This is a genomic window from Sphingobacterium shayense (assembly GCF_013179575.1).
GTDB lineage: Bacteria > Bacteroidota > Bacteroidia > Sphingobacteriales > Sphingobacteriaceae > Sphingobacterium > Sphingobacterium shayense.
This window is the reverse complement of the sequence record NZ_JABMCQ010000003.1, coordinates 1-19890: the sequence shown is the minus strand read 5'-3', so window position 1 is coordinate 19890 and position 19890 is coordinate 1. Positions and strand designations below refer to the sequence as shown.

General features: G+C 41.0%; 17 protein-coding genes. All 17 read right to left on the bottom strand.

Annotated features, from left to right (window positions below):
- Positions 1-232 precede the first annotated feature (232 nt).
- Positions 233-1603, bottom strand: a complete 1371-nt coding sequence (locus HP439_RS00925; RefSeq protein ID WP_246229135.1) for a RagB/SusD family nutrient uptake outer membrane protein — start codon at positions 1601-1603, stop codon at positions 233-235.
- Positions 1604-1621: 18 nt separating this feature from the next.
- On the bottom strand, positions 1622-5107 hold the full coding sequence (locus tag HP439_RS00920; RefSeq protein WP_172388465.1) for a SusC/RagA family TonB-linked outer membrane protein: 3486 nt from the start codon (positions 5105-5107) through the stop codon (positions 1622-1624).
- Between the two features lie 750 nt (positions 5108-5857).
- Positions 5858-6445: a DUF1989 domain-containing protein gene (locus tag HP439_RS00915; RefSeq protein WP_172388464.1), complete on the bottom strand. Its 588-nt coding sequence runs from the start codon at positions 6443-6445 to the stop codon at positions 5858-5860.
- 30 nt (positions 6446-6475) lie between these two features.
- The gene (gntA, locus tag HP439_RS00910; protein ID WP_172388463.1) at positions 6476-7183 is read right to left on the bottom strand and encodes a guanitoxin biosynthesis heme-dependent pre-guanitoxin N-hydroxylase GntA; all 708 of its coding nucleotides are present in this window, start codon (positions 7181-7183) and stop codon (positions 6476-6478) included.
- Positions 7184-7446: 263 nt separating this feature from the next.
- Positions 7447-8313 carry an aldose 1-epimerase family protein gene (locus tag HP439_RS00905; protein ID WP_172388462.1) on the bottom strand — a complete coding sequence of 289 codons (867 nt, stop codon included), beginning with the start codon at positions 8311-8313 and terminating at the stop codon, positions 7447-7449.
- A gap of 26 nt (positions 8314-8339) precedes the next feature.
- On the bottom strand, positions 8340-9338 hold the full coding sequence (locus tag HP439_RS00900) for a mannose-1-phosphate guanylyltransferase (protein ID WP_172388461.1): 999 nt from the start codon (positions 9336-9338) through the stop codon (positions 8340-8342).
- A 70-nt stretch (positions 9339-9408) separates the two neighbouring features.
- The gene (locus HP439_RS00895) at positions 9409-9840 is read right to left on the bottom strand and encodes an adenylyltransferase/cytidyltransferase family protein (protein WP_172388460.1); all 432 of its coding nucleotides are present in this window, start codon (positions 9838-9840) and stop codon (positions 9409-9411) included.
- A gap of 26 nt (positions 9841-9866) precedes the next feature.
- Positions 9867-10331, bottom strand: a complete 465-nt coding sequence (locus HP439_RS00890; RefSeq protein ID WP_172388459.1) for an adenylyltransferase/cytidyltransferase family protein — start codon at positions 10329-10331, stop codon at positions 9867-9869.
- 50 nt (positions 10332-10381) lie between these two features.
- Positions 10382-11764: a nucleotide sugar dehydrogenase gene (locus HP439_RS00885; protein ID WP_172388458.1), complete on the bottom strand. Its 1383-nt coding sequence runs from the start codon at positions 11762-11764 to the stop codon at positions 10382-10384.
- 22 nt (positions 11765-11786) lie between these two features.
- A complete protein-coding gene (locus HP439_RS00880; RefSeq protein WP_172388456.1) occupies positions 11787-13355 on the bottom strand; it encodes a capsule assembly Wzi family protein in 1569 nt (522 codons plus the stop codon).
- A gap of 10 nt (positions 13356-13365) precedes the next feature.
- Positions 13366-14634, bottom strand: coding sequence for a WcaI family glycosyltransferase (locus HP439_RS00875; protein WP_172388454.1), 1269 nt, complete (start codon positions 14632-14634; stop codon positions 13366-13368).
- Positions 14635-14636: 2 nt separating this feature from the next.
- Complete coding sequence (locus HP439_RS00870; RefSeq protein WP_172388453.1) at positions 14637-15215, bottom strand: WcaF family extracellular polysaccharide biosynthesis acetyltransferase; 579 nt, start codon at positions 15213-15215, stop codon at positions 14637-14639.
- On the bottom strand, positions 15202-15795 hold the full coding sequence (locus HP439_RS00865) for a CatB-related O-acetyltransferase (protein WP_216657722.1): 594 nt from the start codon (positions 15793-15795) through the stop codon (positions 15202-15204). The genes HP439_RS00870 and HP439_RS00865 overlap by 14 nt, the downstream gene beginning before the upstream one ends.
- Position 15796: 1 nt before the next feature.
- A complete protein-coding gene (locus HP439_RS00860) occupies positions 15797-16966 on the bottom strand; it encodes a glycosyltransferase (RefSeq protein WP_172388452.1) in 1170 nt (389 codons plus the stop codon).
- Positions 16967-16971: 5 nt separating this feature from the next.
- Positions 16972-18012, bottom strand: a complete 1041-nt coding sequence (locus HP439_RS00855; RefSeq protein ID WP_172388450.1) for an EpsG family protein — start codon at positions 18010-18012, stop codon at positions 16972-16974.
- A gap of 8 nt (positions 18013-18020) precedes the next feature.
- A complete protein-coding gene (locus HP439_RS00850; RefSeq protein ID WP_172388449.1) occupies positions 18021-19085 on the bottom strand; it encodes a hypothetical protein in 1065 nt (354 codons plus the stop codon).
- Positions 19086-19890, bottom strand: an 805-nt coding sequence (locus tag HP439_RS00845; RefSeq protein WP_172388447.1) for a glycosyltransferase, incomplete at its 5' end; no start/stop codon positions are given.

Genomic DNA, 19890 nt, shown 5'->3' with positions numbered 1-19890 from the left:
GACACTATTTTCTTTTAGCTGATTTTAAACTATCGTAAAAAATTGTAACGAACTCATAATCCCCCTTTTTTCTAGCGTTTAGCAGATCCCCTGCGAACTTCATTAACAAAACTAAAAATCATGCAAGTGTTAAAAAACAAAGGATCATTCCCGCGATCTTTAGGTTAGCGAGGATGATCCTTTGTAATCAGAACTAGCCTAGTTAAACTGCTAGTTGACTAAATTATATTACTCAATATCCTGGGTTTTGAGTAAGCCCAGTGCCTAAATCAATTTGTGCTGAAGGTATTGGATAAACAAGAAAATTCTCATCCGTTAGGTTCTCGTATTTTTCAAGAGCAAGCTTAGTCCTACTGAAATCGAACCAAGTCTCTCCTTCAAACATGAGCTCTCTCTCCTTTTCTTCTTGCACAGCCCTGATGAATGTCGACAAGTTATTATATTCACCTATTGGTTTTGTGATCCCTGCGCGATCCTGGACAATTTTTAAAGAATTATAAGCCGCTTGGCTAACACTATTATCTACGCGAGCTTTTGCTTCCGCATGAATTAAATAAATTTCCGCCAATCGGATAGTTGTTAGGTTCTGGCTAGCGGGTGAAAAATTCGGAAATTTTCCCATAAAGAAATTATCATTACTCCCTTTTTTTATCGTGAAATCTTTCCTTTTATCCGATTCTTCATAAAGATCAAGGATCGTTGAATCTTTAGCAAAAAAAAGAACACTAGCATTGTCATTAGAAACAGTTGCTAATGGGTTCGTCGCTTGATCGTCGAATTGTATTTCAAAAATAGCTTCGCTTGTATTTTGAGTCGTCCAAATCGTGCTAAAATCTGAGACGAGATTGAATCCTCCTGAATTGATTACCTCAGCAGCCAAATCAGCTGCTTTTTTATAATCATTGGTAATGGATGCTTGATATAAATAAACTTTTGCTAACAAAGCTTTTGCTGCCCAATGAGACGCACGGCCTCTGGCCGCGTCTCCAGTATTCGGATTCTCTACTGGAAGAGCATCAATCGCCTCCGTTAAATCCTTCACTATCTGTGTATAGATAGCCGTTTTATCTGCTTCCGGAATATCGATAACGTCTCCCTCCTTAGTATAGCTGAGTTTTAAAGGAGCTTTATTAAATGCACGGACAAGGAAAAAGTAATTCAGTGCTCTAACAAATTTTGCTTCACCAATAAACATGCTCCTTTTATCCTCGGAGATCATCGTTTCAGTCATATTTGGAACTTCTTCGATCACTTGGTTAGCTGCATTGATTGTTGTATAAATTGCCTGCCACATATTTGAGATCCATGGGTTTATTGCCTGTATCTTATGTTCAGCGAAGTTTTCATATTCAGGAAAAACTGCAGAATGTCTTACATGTCTTGCTGAAAACTCGGGTACGATAATTACAGACTGTCCAAAAGAATAAGAATTCATCATACTCCTATACACGCCCATAACAGCGGCGTTGGCGTTGGTTTCTGAATTAAAGAATTCATCTTGCGCGATCTGCCCAAGGGGATCTTTGTCTAAAAATTTGTCACATGATGTAGCTATAAAAGCCAACATCGTAACTATACATATGGATAATATCTTATTTTTCATGTCTATTGCTTGAGTAAATTAGAAAGTCATGTTAATTCCAGTAGTGAATATGCGTGGCTGTGGATAGCTACCGTAATCATACCCATAAATTAACCCTGTGTTGGCCCCACCATGGCTTGAACTAACTTCGGGGTCATATCCTCTATAATTGGTGAACACGTAAGCATTCTGTACTGTAACATACCAACGGAGTTTTTTCATTTTGATCCTCTCACTAATAGTTGACGGCAATGTATAGCCAAGTGTGATATTTCTTAATCTGAAAAAGGAACCGTCCTCTATAAACCGAGAGGATACTGCACCATTACTAAGGTCTCCTGGAGCAGGTCTTGGGACGTCAGTAATATCGCCGGGTTCTCTCCACCTATCTACAAAGTCAACAAAAGGGTTTCCACTCGGATTAAATCCTTCTAATCCCGAAGCTAAATTATAGTTGAAAATATCATTTCCATAACTGAATTGACCATCAATATTTAAATCGAAATTTTTATATTGAAATGTATTTGAGATCCCCCCGAAAAATTCCGGGTTAGGATCGCCTATCTGTCTATGATCTTGATAGTCTGTAGGAGATACCGCAGAACCATCACTCCCTAAGTAATCGATCATTCCCGTTTCAGCGTTAACACCGATGGCTTGCCATCCATAAAACACGCCTAATGGCTGTCCTTCAATAGCTCGGTTCAAATCACCCACGCCTCCGCGCATATCCTCTATTCCTTCAGGTAGAGCCAAGACTTTATTTCTGTTGAACGTCATATTTAACGAAGTGGTCCACTTAAATTCGCCGACCAGATTCCTTGTTACTAACTCAAACTCGAACCCCTTGTTTTCAATATCACCAGAGTTGGTGAATCTATTCATATAACCTGAACTCGTAAGAATCGGTAAACCGATTAATAAGTCTGTCGTTTTCTTATGATAGTAGTCAGCTAATAGCGATATTCTATCATCTAAGAATCCTGCGTCCACCCCCACATTCCATTGATTTGTGGTCTCCCACTTTAAACCGCGATCTCCTAAAACGTTAGGGATAAATCCCGCGATCCCCATGTAGTTATTTCCGCCCGAGTATAGTGAACGGCTGGCATAGTTGCCAATATTTTGGTTACCTGTAATACCCCAACTTGCCCGAAGCTTTAAATCGCTAACTGTTTTAGAATCTTTAAGAAAATCTTCCTCTGACAGCCTCCATGCTCCTGCAAATGATGGAAATACCGCCCAACGATTATCTGCTCCAAATCGCGACGATCCATCGGAACGTATATTCGCGTTTAATATATATTTATCCTTGTAAACGTAGTTCACACGAGCAAAACCAGAGGCGATCGCCCATTCTTCAGGATATGAGTTCGCTCCCGTAATTACCCCACCAGCTGTGATGTAAGGAATATCATTATTTGGGAAGTTTGTGCGTTGAGCATGAACAAATTCCAATTGAGATTCTTGAATGGAAAATCCCCCAAGGGCGTTGATACTGTGGTCACCGAATGTTTTATCGAAGGTTAAAGTCGTCTCGTTTATCCAAAGCTGATCTCTTGTATTACGACGAGCTCCGATCCCCCCTTGACCAGTATAAGAACGAAGTCCGCTTGGTGGCATAAAGAACGTTTCATCAATAAAACTAATATCTGTACCGAAGCTCGTTTTTAATAATAACTCGGGAATGATGTTATACTCTACACTTGCGTTTGCAAGTATACGAAAGGTCTCCGCTTCGTTCGTAGGAAGCTCGAGCATTGCAACTGGGTTTTCTCGCGTTAACCTCACCTGATCGTATACGAAGTTTCCGTCAGCATCATATACTGTCAGATTCGGCGGTGAAAAAATACCGCTCTTGGTGGCACCTTCCTTTGAGTTTTCTTCCTGAACACGTTGGTTGATCGCACGTGTAAGGTTGATCGATGTCGAGAATCTTAATTTTTCATTGTGCTGATGATCTAAATTTAATCGACCGCTCATTCTACTGTAGTCAGATCCTAAAAGCACGCCGCCTTGCTTCATGTATCCAACTGACGTATAATATTGTGTTTTTTCGCCCCCACCACTTGCCGAAAGTTCGTAATTTCTCGTTCCAGCAGTCCTAAAAATGGCGTCTTGCCAATCGGTATTAATATTTGGATTTGCGAATATCTGATCGGGGATAACAGCACTGGGATCTTGTTCTTGCAGGATTTTGTAATAATCCTTCATGTAATCTTGATATTGCGCCGTATTCATAAAATCGTAATACCTTTCACGAGGCACCTGGGAAAAGCCTTCATACATGTTGAAGTTAAATTGACTTTCTCCAGCCACTCCTTTCTTCGTTGTGATTAAAACAACCCCATTCGCCGCACGAGAACCATAAATCGAAGAAGACGCAGCATCTTTCAATATCTCAACAGACTGAACATCAGATGGATTGATAGATGACAATACATTAATCCCCTGCGTACCACCGCCAAAATCAAACGTAGAACCGCCAGTAAAATTCGTTGTACTATTTACTGGAATCCCATCAACAACATATAAGGGGTCTGAACTTGCGTTTATCGATGTAGTTCCCCTCACCCGAATACTGATACCGCCTCCAGGTGAACCAGACTTTTGAGTTACTTGAACTCCACCGGCTTTACCCTGTATAGCTTGCGTGATGCTTGGTAATACTTCGTCTTGTATTTGGTTAGCCCCTATACTAGATACAGCCGTAGGTAATGTTGCGCGTTCCATCGTGCCGTACCCTACAGCGACTACCTGTACAGATTCTAAGGTATTGTTCTCTGCGGCCAATACAACCTGGACATTTGCTCTATCTCCAACTTTTTGGCTTACGGTCTTGTAACCAACCGACGAAAAAGTTAGGGTACTATTCGCATCGGCCGCAAGTTGAAATTTGCCCGATTGATCTGTACTCGTCGATACGTTAGTTCCTTCTACGGTCACCGTCACCTCTGATAACGGACCTGCCGGCCCACTTACAATTCCTGTAACCATGTCTTGCCCGGCTTGCGTAGGTGCTGCGGCAGTGTCCTGAGCGGCCGAAGTTATGGCGGCAGTCGTATCTCCTCCTCCACTAATTACTGGGGCTGCTGGCGGGCTCACAGTCGCGCTGGAATCAGCAGCTGTAGTCGCGACCGAATCCGAAGGTTCTTTGCCTACTGATAGGGAGGTTTCAATCAAATTTTGATTGTTCACATGGATCTCCTTACTAGAAAAACCTGATTTCAAAAAGATTAGAATCCCATTTGGATCTGCTGAAATACTAAACGTTCCATCCGGCTCAGACAGCGCGTTATTTGTCGTACCTTTTTCTGTGATAACCACACCTTGAATTGCAGTTCCTGTAGAATCAGTTATCTTACCTTTAATTTCGATAGAATCAAGTAGATGATAAGTTGGGGGGGTTGATCGATTAAACGTTGTAAAATTGTCTTTGCCTATAATATTGTTCGCTCGCGCTGGTTGATAAAAAACAATAAGAGCGGATGCCAATGAGAGCGAGTATTGGAGGTAATGCATCATACGATAAATAAGTTAAATAAGAGTCTTAATAATAAAAACTTGCTCCTTGCATAAACGGAAATACCATAGAATGAAGAAGTAGTATAGGTTGTCGTCATAGTGTTAATGTTTATATCATTTTTGTTACATGATACCATTTAATAGAACGTCATTAACGTTAATTTTGTTGTGGACTTTTATTTTTTTTTTGAATAAATCAAAAAGTTTACAGCGTATAAAACGAAACGCAAGGTGGTTAGCATAACAATAAAACCCTGATAAAGAGAAATATTCACAGTAGTAAATGAATAATATTTTTAAGTAAAAAAAAGGGAGATGTAAAGAAAGACATGACGTTTAAAGCCGTAGTTTCGACGTATCAGTTTATCACAAAGGCGCTTGATTTTCAGAAAAAACGTTTAATTAAGATAAAACATGTCCAGTATCAAGAGCAAGTTGAATTAAAAAGAATTTAGGCCATTTCACAACATTATAGAAGAGCCTGAGTATGTAAAAAAAACAGATTCCTCGACAACTTTCAAAAAGCATCTTGGCCGACATGAACTTCAAATATCGTCGAAATTAATACAGTGATTCAGGAAAAACAATTAAAGTTCAACTATCAATTTCTGCTCCGTAGCTTTTTAACCGTAAATTACTAAATGTTCAGGAGTGTATAACACGCTAGCGTCGCTTGAGTCTAAAAAAGAACCTGTTGTCCCAGTTTTAAATTCTAGATGCGACTGTAAACATAAACAGCTTTTTAATTGACTACTGAAGACCTAGAATCTCATATTGAATGGGTTTAAAAGCAAAGTTATTAGATTGTTCTGCCGAACAGGCAGTAAGCCCGACGATCAAATCCATTTTCGCAAGGAACGTTACATAATCGGCTGCTTTACTTGTCGGTGGATCTACTGACAGTTCACCATCTAAACCAAACTGAACGTTCATAAAGATATTAAACGCAGTAGGAATATCGTCAGGCTCGACGCCAAACTCAGAAAGATTCGTGTAAAGGTTCTCAAAACAGCTGGGATGATATTCAGGGTCGTTATAGAGAATTTGAAAAGTTTCGGGACTGCAGGGAGCCAAAAGAAAGTCATTACGCCCGTTAGTATCTTCCAGAATCTCCACCATCTGACGACTTCTGTTACTCCATAAATGATGCCCTTTTGTAATCAAAATCGTGTTTTCAAAATCCAATGTTTTTCCCGACGAAATTTTTTCCCGAATATCGCCCGCATTAAAAAGGACCATATCACTCACCTGTTGACCCAAAGGGTCCGTCACTTTTAGTATTTCTCCTTTGTTTAATCGAAACGCTTTGCCAGTTTGTTTTTCTATCGTGTGGACCATTTATTTATTTTTTTACAATATTCAATAATACTACCTCCGAAATGGACACTTCCAATCTTTGCCCACCATTCGTCCACTGTACTGAGGCGCTTCTAATCCTTTTCCATGATCCCTCAACATCGGATTGATACCACCGTCATAGGAAATCTCTCGGTCACGTATCGAATTTTTCATTTTTTCGTATAGGCCCTTTTCACGAAGTTGCTCAAACTGACGATGTAAATTGAAGGCCATTGCACAATAATCAAATCGCCTGGCCTTTCTACTGGCCTGGGGATGAACACCCACCACAAAAAATGCGCTTCCATTAAAACTGAAACTAAAATCATCTGCTTCAGGATCACTACTTACTTCTGGGTCCCAAGGCTGGAAGATACGTTCTAGATTATGAAGGGCTTGTAGCTGCGTCCAAAGCTTTTTCTCAAATTCTATCTCCGAATAGGCGGCATCTGTAAAAATAGCAATCATTGTCATATACTGACTATCCTCGACAACTGTTTCTTCTATATACTTTTTCAAGTCCTTGGCTAACGCCTCCGTACTTTCACGACTTCCCATTTCTCCATAAATTCCCAGTCTGTACTGATCAGTGTGTACAGCTGATTTCGCGCCCAAACAGGGATAATCAGAAGCATTTATTTTCCTTATAAAATCTCGATGAATGTGTTGGATCTGCTTGCTTGATTCCGTCTCCAGTTCTTGCGGCGTATAATAAGTCTTCGGTCTTCGTGCTTTCATCCTTATGATTACCTTTAAATAAATAAGTCGAATAGGAGTTATCTATATGTTACTTTAGAAACAATTTCCCGTCGAATTAGTTTCATTTTTTATAAACAACTATTTTTGCCTTAGCTATATAATTAGTGCAAAACATATAATTGTATAGGAAACTAATAGCGTATGACGGTCAGCAACCGATTGGAGAAAAAAAATGTAAATCAGGGTTTAATATCTTAAAAACATGAAGAATACTGATAATATTTTACTATATAACTAAATAACTAGAAGGTTTGAATAGACCAATTTCGTTTCCAATGCGTCATACCACGCAGCTCCACAATTCCCTCTTTTTGCTCAATATGCCCCCGATGAGACACTGAATCATTTACTCCCGACCAAGGTTCTAGACAGATAAATGGCGCTCCGGGTGGTGCCCATAAACCGAAGTATTCAAAACTATTAAAATTAAGAGCGATTCGGTAATTTCCATTTTGATTTTGCAACATGACTTGAGAAGAATTCAAACCTTTTAGCACCCAAGCATCTTGGTTGAACATGTCGTCATCTAAAACTAACTTATTTTCATCCAAAGGCACTATGTTATAATGTCGGGTTAAGAGATTATTTTCTAGAAAATATCTCTTTAGGGAGTGATCGTCAGGAAAAGATAAAAAATAGTCGGAATAGCACTGATCGTTTGTTATTTCTAGCGCAAATGCCGGATGGGCACCTACGGAAAAATACATAGGCTCGGCACCTTTATTTACCACTTCATATTGACAAAGCAGGCTTCGACCTTGCAATGTATAACTAATTGTAAACTCAAAATGAAAAGGATACATCGCAAACGTCTCTTCCCCAGATTCCAGCATAAGATACACGCTTGAAGCATCATGCTTACAGACCTGAAATAATCGATCTCTTGCAAACCCATGCTTTGGAACGTAATAGGTTCTTCCGTTGTAATGAAACTTTCCCCCGTTAAGTTCTCCAACAAAAGGAAAAAGTACTGGGGAAGATTTAGCCCAATATTTGGCGTTCCGTTGCCATAGGTATTCTCTGCATTTTTTCTTACACCATATACTTCTTAATTCCGCGCCAATCTCGTTAATCTGCACTTTTAAATAGTCATTTTCTATTAGATGCATACTAAAGTCAGTCGTACTTATAAAAATTAATCAATTAACTTAGATTGATGTCTCTCTAAAGTATTGTATACTTTTTTCACTTCTTGTGATCTTTCCTTCTGCAAAAACAAAAGCGCATCGTCAGTGCACACGACCAGCGTGTTTTTTAGTCCCACAAAAGTGGTGTAAAGATCGGAACCAATCACCATGTTACCATTTTCATCTACGGGGTAATCTGTAGATATTAGGTAGTCATAAAGAGACTCAAAAGAACCCAAATCAGACCACTCGAACTGGGTGGCCACTACTCTAATTTTTTTTGAACGTTCCATTACCGCGTAATCGATACTGATTGAAGGAATTTTCTTTGACAGCGTCTCCTCGAGTTTTCCATCTGTTTGTTGCTTCCAGGTAGCGAGGGCTGTTGCGTACACTTTGGGTTCAAACTCTTCTAACTCTTGTAATAGCACTCCGGCCTTGAAACAGAACATGCCAGAGTTCCACAGAAAGTTGCCCCGTTCAATAAAATCCTCTGCTGTATCTAGATTTGGTTTTTCACGAAATGAAAGCACCTGATCGTTTTCATATTCAATATAACCGTAGCCCGTCTCTGGTCTTGTCGGATGAATACCAAATGTAACAATGTAACCTTCGGCCGCCTTTTCGACTGCGGTCCCTATCGCCTTTGCATAAGCCTGTTCCCCTACAATAACATGGTCGGACGGGGTAACAATCAATATATCATCGGGCTCCGAAGAGAAAGCTGCGAATGCGATAGCTGCTGCTGTGTTGCGGGGAGTCGCCTCAACGATGTCTATATAAGAAATGCCTTGCGCATCCATCACCTCTCTGCTTAATCTATAGTTTTCGCAGTTTCCTACGACGATCACTTTGTCGCATAATGCGCGGTTACGGCGAACAGTCATAGCAAAAAGAGACCCTTCATTAAACAAATTCAAGTATTGTTTAGGATTGCTTCTACGCGATAAAGGCCAGAGTCTACTGCCTACACCGCCCGATAAAATAACGTGCGTAATAATGTTCATATTTTTATACGGTTATTAGTTAACCTGATTGAGTATTGCATTGTTTTTCATAATTACAACAAACTATGTGCTATCGCTTTACGGCCTTTATAGATTCCTTATTTGCAACAACCATACGTAATCCGTGGCTCGAGAAACGATGGGTCCGTTTGTTATAATAAATATCTATCCCCTCCGCAATGCAATATTTTTTTCCGGTAAAGTCTTTATCTCGATATTCTTCACCTATAAACCGGATATGTATAGTCATCGCCTGGATCATATCAGCCAAATCTTGCTCCGTCTCATAGGGGATAATTTCATCAGCATAACGACACCCTTCGAGCTGAATATAACGTTCAACTACAGATTGAGTGGGTTTATTTTTTGTAGGATCAACTTCAGAAGGATCGGTATTCAGTCCAACTATCAAATAGTCGCAGTTAGCTTTTGCTTCGGCAAGCATCATAATATGACCAGCGTGTAAGAGGTCAAACACACCAAATGTAATTCCTATTTTCATGATTTTATAATCTAATATTATACCATTTACGCCTTCGCTCTTAGTTTTTCTACCGGCACTTTAATCAGCTTCTCGCGTTCCGCTTCTTTCTCGGCCACCGTACGACGTAACCCAGAACTTGAAAAGCGGTGATCGCGACTATTAAAATATAGCTCCACTCCTTTTTCTTCACAGTATTTGCGTCCTGTAAAATCTTTGTCAGCATATTCATTCCCTATTATACGCACATCAATTTTAAAAGATCTTAAAATATCCTCAAGATCTTGCTCCGTTGCATAAGGCACTATTTTATCGACATGGCTACATCCTTTAAGTTGAATATACCGCTCGACAACTGTTTGTGTGGGTTTATTCTTTTCAGGGCGGTCAAGTGTGGGGTCCGTCTGTAAACCACAAATAAGATAATCGCATTTCTTTTTAGCATCTTCAAGCATTTTAATGTGACCCGCGTGTAAGAGATCGAAGGCCGAAAAAGTGATTCCAATTTTCATAATTGTTACGTTTAAAAAGTTAATATAAAATGTGTTCTAGTTTGCTGTCTCTATTCCCCGATTGCATAATAGGAAAATCCCAGTTCCTCAAGTTGCCGCCGGTCGAGTATTTTACGGCCATCAAACACAAATGACGGACGTTTCATTTCTTCTTTTATAGATTTCCAATCGTAAGATTTAAATTCATCCCATTCGGTCAGTACCGCAATGGCATGCGCATGCTTGATCGCTTGGTAAGGATCGTTAACCACCTTCACCAACCGTCGGTTATCTTCAGGTGAGCGTGTCCCCAAGTAATCCAAATCATCATAAATCTGCTTCTCGCTCACCTTGGGGTCATAAATGACCAGAACGGCTTCTTCCTCTAGCAGTTGATCAGCGATATAAATTGCTGCAGACTCCCGCGTGTCATTCGTATCTTTTTTAAAGGCCCACCCCAAAAACGTTATGTGTTTACCATTAACGGTGTTATACATCGTCTGAATCATCTTCTGTGCGAAACGCATCTTTTGATGGTCGTTCAAAATAATAACCTGCTCCCAATAATCCGCTACCGCATACAAGTTATAGGAACGCGCGATATAGACAAGGTTGAGTATATCCTTTTGAAAACAAGATCCTCCAAAACCGACGGAGGCCTTTAGAAATTTAGACCCTATACGGCTATCCTGACCAATTGCTCTGGCGACCTCGTCCACGTTTGCACCGGAAGCTTCACAAAACTCAGAAATTGCATTAATACTGGAGACACGCTGCGCTAGAAACGCATTTGCTACAAGTTTGGAAAGTTCGGAAGACCAAATATTAGTCGTTATAATTCTTTCGCGAGGTACCCAGGCACTATATATGTCTACAAGTGCTTGCATGGCTTCTGCGTTTTCACCACCAATAAGCACGCGGTCAGGACTGTGTAGATCGGCAACAGCGGTGCCTTCTGCGAGAAACTCGGGATTGGAAAGAATATGGAAATTAACACCGCTACCTGTATTTTGTAAGATGCTCTTCAATGCCTCAGCAGTACGTACCGGTAGTGTCGATTTTTCAACCACAATTTTATCGCTCGTAGCCACCGCAGCAATCTGCCGTGCACAGAGTTCAATAAACTTTAAATCTGCGGCTTGGCCTTTACCTTTCCCGTACGTTTTTGTGGGTGTATTGACAGAAATAAAAATCATGTCTGCCTCAATAATAGCTTTATCAACATTCGTTGAAAAAAATAAATTACGTCCCCGGGCCTCGAAAACCACTGCATCCAGCCCAGGTTCGTAGACAGGAAGGTTGGTTAGGTCCTCATCATTCCATGCAGCGATTCGTGCCGCATTTAAATCGACAACGGTGACTTGAAGATTAGGATTCTTTTGCGCAATAACGGACATTGTCGGACCACCAACATAGCCCGCGCCAATACAAGTGATTTTATTAATTTTGACCATATATGTTACTTTTTTAAACTTTCTAAAAATGTTTGGAAATTTTAACGAGCCCGCCGACATTTTTCTCCAGAATACCTCCTTGATCTAATGCTAGAACACCGGAGATATGAATACCCTGAAAAACCTCTTTACTACCTTGGAGAAATAAAGAAAACTGATTCACAGGATCGAACCTACCCATATTAAAATGCTGCGGGCGTAATTTCCCATTAAACCACTGCTCGTATGGACCACTCGTTCTATAATCGCCGTGATGTCTAGCGAAAGTTGCCTTAACGAGAATCTGCCATTCCCGAACATCAACCTGCGCTCCGATATGTCCGGCAACGACTCGGTTAGATATAAAATAATTTAGCGGATGGTTGATATTTCCTGAGCTCGCATCTTTTGCAGGAATGATAAGCGGTGTGCCCAAGCCAAAACCATTGTAAGAAAACCCTTCGCTATAGACGGCATGATTATAGTAATATTCGGGGCCCGATGGGGTTTTTTTAGTGCCATAATCTCCGGCTTGATGTTTCGAATAGAAAAATTCTGCGAGAATTTTATTCCACCTGAAGGAAGGGTTCGAATCTTTAGTCGTATTGGTAAATACAAGGCCTGTCAATCCGTCTTTTACATTTGCAAGATAAGCTATGGCTCCCTTATCGTAGAAAAACTGTCTGTAAACGTTCACGCGAAATTGCTTAAATTCATATTCGGCGCCAAAATCAATTGCCCCCAGATGGTTACCAACTTTTGATATTTCAAATTTACCTTGATAGCCCGTAGGAGGAGCGTACGCCTTTCCCGAAATCACATGCCAAAGCTCCTGAGACCAGCTGAGATCATATTGATCACCGAAAATAGCTTTGTCGGAACCCCATACGACATCGTGATGCACCGCAGCATAAAGCTTCCATTTTGCTTCAGGTTTGCCAAGCCTTCCATAGAAAGAAAGATGGTGGTACTTGGTCGCCGCTTGCATATCGGGCACGTCGCCATACTGTATGGGAACATCGCCCATCCAGCCGTAACTAGCATTCCCCTTGAAAGCAAATAGACCACTTACAACAGGAATGACATAATATTCAGGAATCCCTATTTGAACTTTAGGAATTCCCGGTGCATTTCCCGAAAGCGTGAACGATCCAGTAGAAAGTACAGGATCATTAAGGCCTTCGTGGTCACGACTACGGCCAGCTTTAAGTTCAAATACGCTTAAACGCCCTTTGAGATAAGCTTCTACAGGAATAAATTCAAATTTACTTCCTACGTTCATACGAACATTAATATTTCCTCCCCAGTCTATGAGCTTCTTTGCGCTACTATACTCCTTCCCAAGTTCACCGTAAAGGGAGACTGAAGCACCTGCAAGAGGAACACTACCATACCGATTACTTCGCATCCAGAACGGAACAGATTGTTTTCCCGTACCGTTAACCGAAAAACCCACACTTTTATGGTACAGCCTGGTGGATGTCTTTTGCAGACTATCTCCGTGTAAATCCTGACCAGATGCCCGCGTTGTAGAGAGCAAAAAAGCTATCAGAAGCAGTATAAAAATGATATTCGTCAGGCATCGGTTTTCGGGGGTTCTAGTCAATCGCATAATTCTTGTTTTAAGCTTTTTTGTAGTCAATTAGTCTCTCCATGTTCTGTCCTTGAATGAGCGCTTGAAGCGCACCTTCTAGTGTTAGAAGAATTTGCTTTTTATCGAGGTATTGCTCGGCATAGCCTCGGGCGTTTTTCTCGATAGAACTACTATCTTCTTTTAACCCTCGAGCGATACCCTCGCGTAAAGCTTTTTCATCATCGGGAGACACCAGGATGCCCATATTATGCTCTTTGATCACCTCATATAGTGTGGTTCCTGGAAGCGCAGTCACAAGGGCGCACCCTCCCGCCGCCAGGATTCCCGTAAGTTTACTCGGCATAACCAGATCTGCGGCCGAACCTTTCTGGAGAACGAGATGCAGATCAGCGATAGCAAGCAGCTTGGAAAGCTTTTCGTAAGGCTGTAGGGGGAAGAAGAACACATTCTGAAGCTCGGCAGATGCCGCTTGCCGCATTAGCTTTTCTTTTGCTCCTCCAGATCCGCAGATAACGAATTTGACATCAGGTTGTGTGACGAACGTTTCCGCGATTCGAATAATGGCATCTAGCCCTTGCTTCTCCCCGAGGTTGCCACTATAAAGAACGATTTTATCAGTCAGGCTGAAACCCATCTCTTGACGGAGTGACTCTTCCTTTGGTAATGGAAAGATGGTCTTGCTGTCTACCCAATTGGGAAATAAAAGTATATCCTCTTTGGAAATACCTTTATTTAATATTTTCTTATGCATGCCCTCGCTGATGGTTGATACGCGGGTACCTTTTTTTAAAAAGAACTGCTCTAGAGCGAACATGACACCAAGGAATCTCTTATTTTTAATCATGCCAAGATCTTTTGCCGCATCGACTTGCAAATCTTGAATATGGTTAATCCATACCCCCGGTTTAAGAAAGTTGTATACCCAGGGTGCTATCGATAAGTGAAAGGGAGGCGCTATACAGAATACCGCATCAAATTTTTTCTTAAAAAGGAAGCTCAGCCAGAAGGGGGTGCTAGATAGAAGAAATGAGAATTCATGCACAATACGTTTTATAGCACTTACTTCCCTTGGCACATAGAGCGGGACTCGGTGCACCTTGACCCCTTCCTTGTATTCGGTATGCCAGATTTTTCGTTTATATTTTAAATGTACTTCCCACTCAGGATAGTACGGCATTGCCGTCAACACGTGAACATCATGCCCGCGCGCTGCTAGCCATACCGCCACTTCTCCTGTGTACTTGCCAATCCCTGTCAGTTCGGGAGCATAATTTATTCCGTATAACAATATGCGCATAGTCAATTTTTTAATTCATTATCATTTTTCCACCGCACGCCGACAAGCGTAGCGGGATTACCTCTATAAATCCCATTGCCAGCCACGGAACCCGTGATGATCGATCCCGCAGTGATGACGGTGTCAGTACCAATTTCAACACCGGGGCCTACAAAAGCCCCTGCCCCAACCCAACATCCTTCGTGCAAGATTATCGGCCCATTGCGGTAAGGCATATCAGGCTTACGAAAGTCGTGGTTGCCTCCACAGAGGAAGGCTCGCTGACTGACACACACGTTGCTGGCGATGGTGCACCTCTCAAAATTCAGTATAAACACTTCTTCTCCAATCCACACATGGTCTCCAAGGACGAGCTTCCAAGGGAAGTGTATGTTTATGCGAGGCTTGAGCACCACGCCATGACCAACCCGCGCGCCAAACAACCGCAATATCAACACTTTGAACCTACTCGGAATGGGAAAGGCAGTCAAAAAAAGAAGCATCTTTATTATGTACCACAGCATTTCTTTCACCTTACTCGCTCTGCGGTCAAGACCTAATGATGCATCAAACTTAGCGAGGGTGACTTTAGATTGATTCATGCTCATCTTCACTTAATTGAATGGGTTTATTTCTGACATTTTCAAGCAAGGGACCATAGAGCATCTTGCTATGTACCATTTCCTGCTCTTCGTTTTGAAAACGTTTTCGTATAAGTCTAGCGGGTACCCCCGCTACGATACAATAGGGTTCAATATTTTTAGTTACTATCGATCCAGCAGCTACGATACAACCGTCACCAAGTTCCACTCCTGCCATGATAATACTGTTGGTACCAACCCATACGTCACGACCAATTTTAGTCCGCCTCAGCGGAGGCCGCCCCGAGAACGTGGCTGGTTTGCCTACTTGCTGGTAGTTATGATCACTACCAATAATCTGTACATTCGGCGCAATCATGGTATACCTCCCAATGGATACTCCGGGATAAATAAGTACGTTCTTCCCAACATAGGAATACTCTCCGGCTATTAGGTCTGGACTTATTGTGCAGGGACCTCCTATGTTGAACGTTGAATGAACAGATTTCAATTTATAGATATAACGGATTTTCAACCACTTGAAAAAGCGAAATACCATCGCGAGGGTATCATTTTGCTTTAGTTTACTGACTATGCCCATACTAAACCTTTTTTAGAACAGTATTTAATATTGCCGACTGATAATATGGATTGAAGTGCGTATCCACAACCTGATAACATTGTTGAATCATTTTTTCGTCTTTGGCTGGATGGCGTGAAAACCAGTTGTTAATTACCTCAACCAAGCTGTCTATGGAATTATAGGAATAGAGCTCCCCGGTGAATCCCGGCTTTATCGCCTCTACCTCGGGCATCTGCGTGTTCAAATTATCATGAGAAATTACGGGGGTGCCGTAAGACAACGAATGTATTGCGGTTAGGCCAACTTCACCTGGCGTGACACACAGGTCTGCACTTGATAACAAATAGCCGTTTTCCACTTCGTCATAAACCGCTCCAAGAAATACCACCGCATCCTCGAGGCCATGATTGCGTGTTTGCTTTTCTAAAATAACCCGCTGCTCTCCATCGCCAATGACAAGCAGATTAAAAAAGTCTTTACCCAACCTATTCTTCAAGATTGATTGCGCTTCGATCAACATATCAATTCGCTTAACTTGGTTGAGACGACCGATGAAAATAACGACTGGAATGTCTGTATTCTTAAAGAATTTTGCCCGAAAAGAAGTAATTGCTTCCATCTCAAAAGGTCTTCTTATTTTTAAATTCTTTTCGTAGTCTAACGAGTTATAAATTACGTGTATGTCTTCTGCTGGTTTCACATTATACTTTCTCAATATAGCTGCCGCCCGATTTCCATATAAAAAGAATCCATGCGCTAACTTATAAAAGACGAAAAGCTTCACTTTATCCACAGCAGTAATATTGTCTTTATACACCCCATGCATCCAGTAATAAATCTTCTTACCGCGAAGGCGCGCAATAATCACTGCCAACCAGGTAGAAATAAAATAGGGTGAACCTAAAAATATATACGCGTCGAAATTCTCACGAGTGACAGCTTTCATCAAACCTCCTTGCCATAGAAACTTACGTTTTAGAAGCCATTTGTTTTTCAAGAAGCTCCATCTTAACCCCCCTCTTTCCAGCGGCACGGACGACAGGTTGATGTCAATTTTCTTTATATTGATTTCACTGCTAGTTCCAGCAAACAAGGTGTATTCAATATCTGGGTTCGTTCTCATCAGCTCCTGAAAAATGGGGAGTCGATATAGAGCAATGTAATGATAAATGATAGCTACTTTTTTCATGACACTTAAAAATAAAATTCGTACGGTATAACCCCGCCTCTGTTGGTTTGTAAACTATAGATAAAATACAGGAGCGCATACGTCAAAACTCCGACACAAACGATCACTCTTTTTCGCCCCTCATATTGATACACTAACCGCGTAAGCAGAATAATCTCAATGGGATAGGTATAGATTACGAACCGCGAAATCAACGAGATCGTAATAAACAAATTTCCGAGCACCATACCGGATAACAATAGATTTTTATACAACTTATTTCGTCCCTGTTTTAGATATAAGAAGATGAGGCCACAGGCAATATTCTTAGGTAGTAAAGAGAGGTAGAAATTCAATCTGCTAAACTTCACATCGGATTTATAGTCAGCATAATTTTGGTATTTTTCGTAGGGTAGCATTTCTATCAACGATCGCACCGGGCCATCGAAGCCAATAAGCCCAAGAACAAATGTCGCTAATAGCGCGATCACCGCTGTTTTGGGCTTTAAATCTATTTTATTGGCGATAAAAACAAACGGTGCCATCAAAATCGCGGAATAGTGAATCGAACAAGCTAAGACAAAGAACAGAAGTGCTCTCAAATTATCAGTCTTTTTGAAATAATAAATAGCAAGCATAAATAGGGAGATAGCCACGCCTTGTTTAACCAAACTAAAAGGGAGGATAAAATAGTAAAACAACAGGTAAAGAATAACCGCTAATAATGGGTCAGGCGTCTCTTTTTTTAACACGAAGATGAACGGAAGGACCGTCAGGCATGCAATGATAAACAGCATAAATCGCCAATCGTTCCAAGTATGTATAGCAAACTCGTTAAGCACGATCCAACCTACCTCCCACTTAAATGTAAGCGCAGAAAATGGCAAAGTTGGAATATCTTTTAAAAATCCAGTCATATAGGCTACGTGGTCGATCCCTACGTCTGGACCACGCAGTGCACTTAATCCTACGAATATGATTACGGCGAGCCAAAGAAAAGAACTATTGGTCTTGCGAAAGCAATACAATATTATAAAAAGGGAAGCTATGAAAATATATATACCCATTAGGCGGTTTATAGTATTTTATTTAATCGTGACTTAAATACCTGTTTCTGCTTGTAGTTTACATCTTTGATCCTTTGCCGAAGGTCTTGCTGGGAGACATAAAAATCCTCCAATTGACTGACTTTTAACTCGTTGAACAAAAGATCATGCAGACCTACGGTATGAAAAATATCATGAATCTTTTGTGTCTTAGCATGTCCAAGGATGAATGCTAGGGGAATTCCTAGATACATCTGTCCAAGCAAAAGCACATGCAACCTGTTACTTAATAGAAAAAGTTTATCGGCATAGAAGTCTCTCTCTTCCCACCTCAATACACCTTCCTTAAAGAATACATTCGGCCCAGACACAGAACTGTACAAGGAGAGATTAAAGTCCCTGTCACGTTCCACCTGATAAAAGAAATCCACGGCATAGCCTTTAGATCGAAAATATTGCACATAACTACCGACTGCCTTGAAGATACATTGGTTGTCGGTATCACCCATATCGCGAAAAGAAACACCCACGCGCGTTTTAGCAGCTTCGATTTGTGTGTTCAGCATGAAACAAAAATCTGGTGAATAAGCAACATTCTTCACTCCTAAATTGCTAACCTGACTAACGTTAGTCTGGCTTCTCAGGTATAAACCGTTTAACACCTTGCTATATCTCTTGATAATTTTATTATCGAAGGGGGTTTGCAAAATAAAGTCGTTACCCATTAGGTAGCTCTTCGTACCTTTGCCTTTGTAAAAGAGAAAAATCAAGTAGAATAGCCAAGCTCGGACCTTTTGGTCTACCGTGTGAGAGCCCCCAAAAGGTCCAGGACTTTTAAATAAACAATCGAATTTTTGATTTTTTGCGAATGGAATACGAAATAACCCAAAACCTTTTAAGCTAACTGAACTGATCGAGGACAGCTCGCGAACGTTTTCCTTTTCTAGTAATACAGCCTTAAATGCCGCAGGTACTTTTTTTGTATCCAGATACACCTCCCCATATAAAGCTAGTTCATCGACAAAACACTTGTTGATGAGCAGATCTCCCATATTATCGTACTGTGTCGCAACTATATAAAGTATTTTTTTCATTTAGGAAATTAGTTTTACAACGGATTCACTGAACTGTTCATAATTTCTTTCTGCATTGTAATTGTCCAAATAATACTGCTTAATTTGTGACTTCTCTACTATCTTATCTATTAGAACAGCGCCTAAGGCGCTGGCAACCGCCGTGGTAGTAGGATGCTCTTCGAGTAGCATGCCCGTTTGCGCAACTACGATTTCAGCATTGCCTCCCACATTCGTGGCAATAGCTGGGATACCAAAAGAAATAGCTTCCATAATTGATACTGGTATTCCTTCGGAGCTGCTTAGATTGATAAATACGTCAACAGGCTCGTCTGTATAGTGTGCATATACCGCCGTGTTGGCAACATTACCTTTAAATACCGTAGACATGTTACTCGGCTTGGATAATGCAGACAGTCTTATCTCGCGGAGTTCAGGACCATCACCAAAATGTGTCCAGCGAACTTCCTTCTCTGGATACAACGTCGCGAACTCTGCAACAGATCGATAGATCAAGTCGACACGCTTAACCAGATGTACGCGTGATACGGACACTATATTTAGAACATCCTGATCAGAGCTTTTAGCAGTATACCCCCTATCGGTTACACCTAATTTTGAGACTTGAATGTTCGATAGCGCACTTGGGTACTTACGCTCTAAATAATCTTTACCATCACTCGAAATGACAAATATTGCATCGATCTGTTCAATCGTCTTTAGCCTATAAGGCCAAAAAAGCTGCGTAGAATCCAGGTCTTCGTAAATATCATATCTGTGGGCTCGGGCAATAATCTTCGCATTGATCTTTCGTTGCTTTCTCACT

Bases quoted from the DNA above. Each gene is read 5' to 3' on its own strand.
- HP439_RS00925 (WP_246229135.1), bottom strand. From the start codon at position 1,603: ATGAAAAATAAGATATTATCCATATGTATAGTTACGATGTTGGCTTTT.
- HP439_RS00875 (WP_172388454.1), bottom strand. From the start codon at position 14,634: ATGCGCATATTGTTATACGGAATAAATTATGCTCCCGAACTGACAGGG.
- HP439_RS00885 (WP_172388458.1), bottom strand. From the start codon at position 11,764: ATGGTCAAAATTAATAAAATCACTTGTATTGGCGCGGGCTATGTTGGT.
- HP439_RS00865 (WP_216657722.1), bottom strand. From the start codon at position 15,795: ATGGGCATAGTCAGTAAACTAAAGCAAAATGATACCCTCGCGATGGTA.
- HP439_RS00870 (WP_172388453.1), bottom strand. From the start codon at position 15,215: ATGAATCAATCTAAAGTCACCCTCGCTAAGTTTGATGCATCATTAGGT.
- HP439_RS00920 (WP_172388465.1), bottom strand. From the start codon at position 5,107: ATGATGCATTACCTCCAATACTCGCTCTCATTGGCATCCGCTCTTATT.
- HP439_RS00855 (WP_172388450.1), bottom strand. From the start codon at position 18,012: ATGGGTATATATATTTTCATAGCTTCCCTTTTTATAATATTGTATTGC.
- gntA (WP_172388463.1), bottom strand. From the start codon at position 7,183: ATGAAAGCACGAAGACCGAAGACTTATTATACGCCGCAAGAACTGGAG.
- HP439_RS00915 (WP_172388464.1), bottom strand. From the start codon at position 6,445: ATGGTCCACACGATAGAAAAACAAACTGGCAAAGCGTTTCGATTAAAC.
- HP439_RS00900 (WP_172388461.1), bottom strand. From the start codon at position 9,338: ATGAACATTATTACGCACGTTATTTTATCGGGCGGTGTAGGCAGTAGA.
- HP439_RS00895 (WP_172388460.1), bottom strand. From the start codon at position 9,840: ATGAAAATAGGAATTACATTTGGTGTGTTTGACCTCTTACACGCTGGT.
- HP439_RS00850 (WP_172388449.1), bottom strand. From the start codon at position 19,085: ATGAAAAAAATACTTTATATAGTTGCGACACAGTACGATAATATGGGA.
- HP439_RS00890 (WP_172388459.1), bottom strand. From the start codon at position 10,331: ATGAAAATTGGAATCACTTTTTCGGCCTTCGATCTCTTACACGCGGGT.
- HP439_RS00905 (WP_172388462.1), bottom strand. From the start codon at position 8,313: ATGCATCTAATAGAAAATGACTATTTAAAAGTGCAGATTAACGAGATT.
- HP439_RS00860 (WP_172388452.1), bottom strand. From the start codon at position 16,966: ATGAAAAAAGTAGCTATCATTTATCATTACATTGCTCTATATCGACTC.
- HP439_RS00880 (WP_172388456.1), bottom strand. From the start codon at position 13,355: ATGCGATTGACTAGAACCCCCGAAAACCGATGCCTGACGAATATCATT.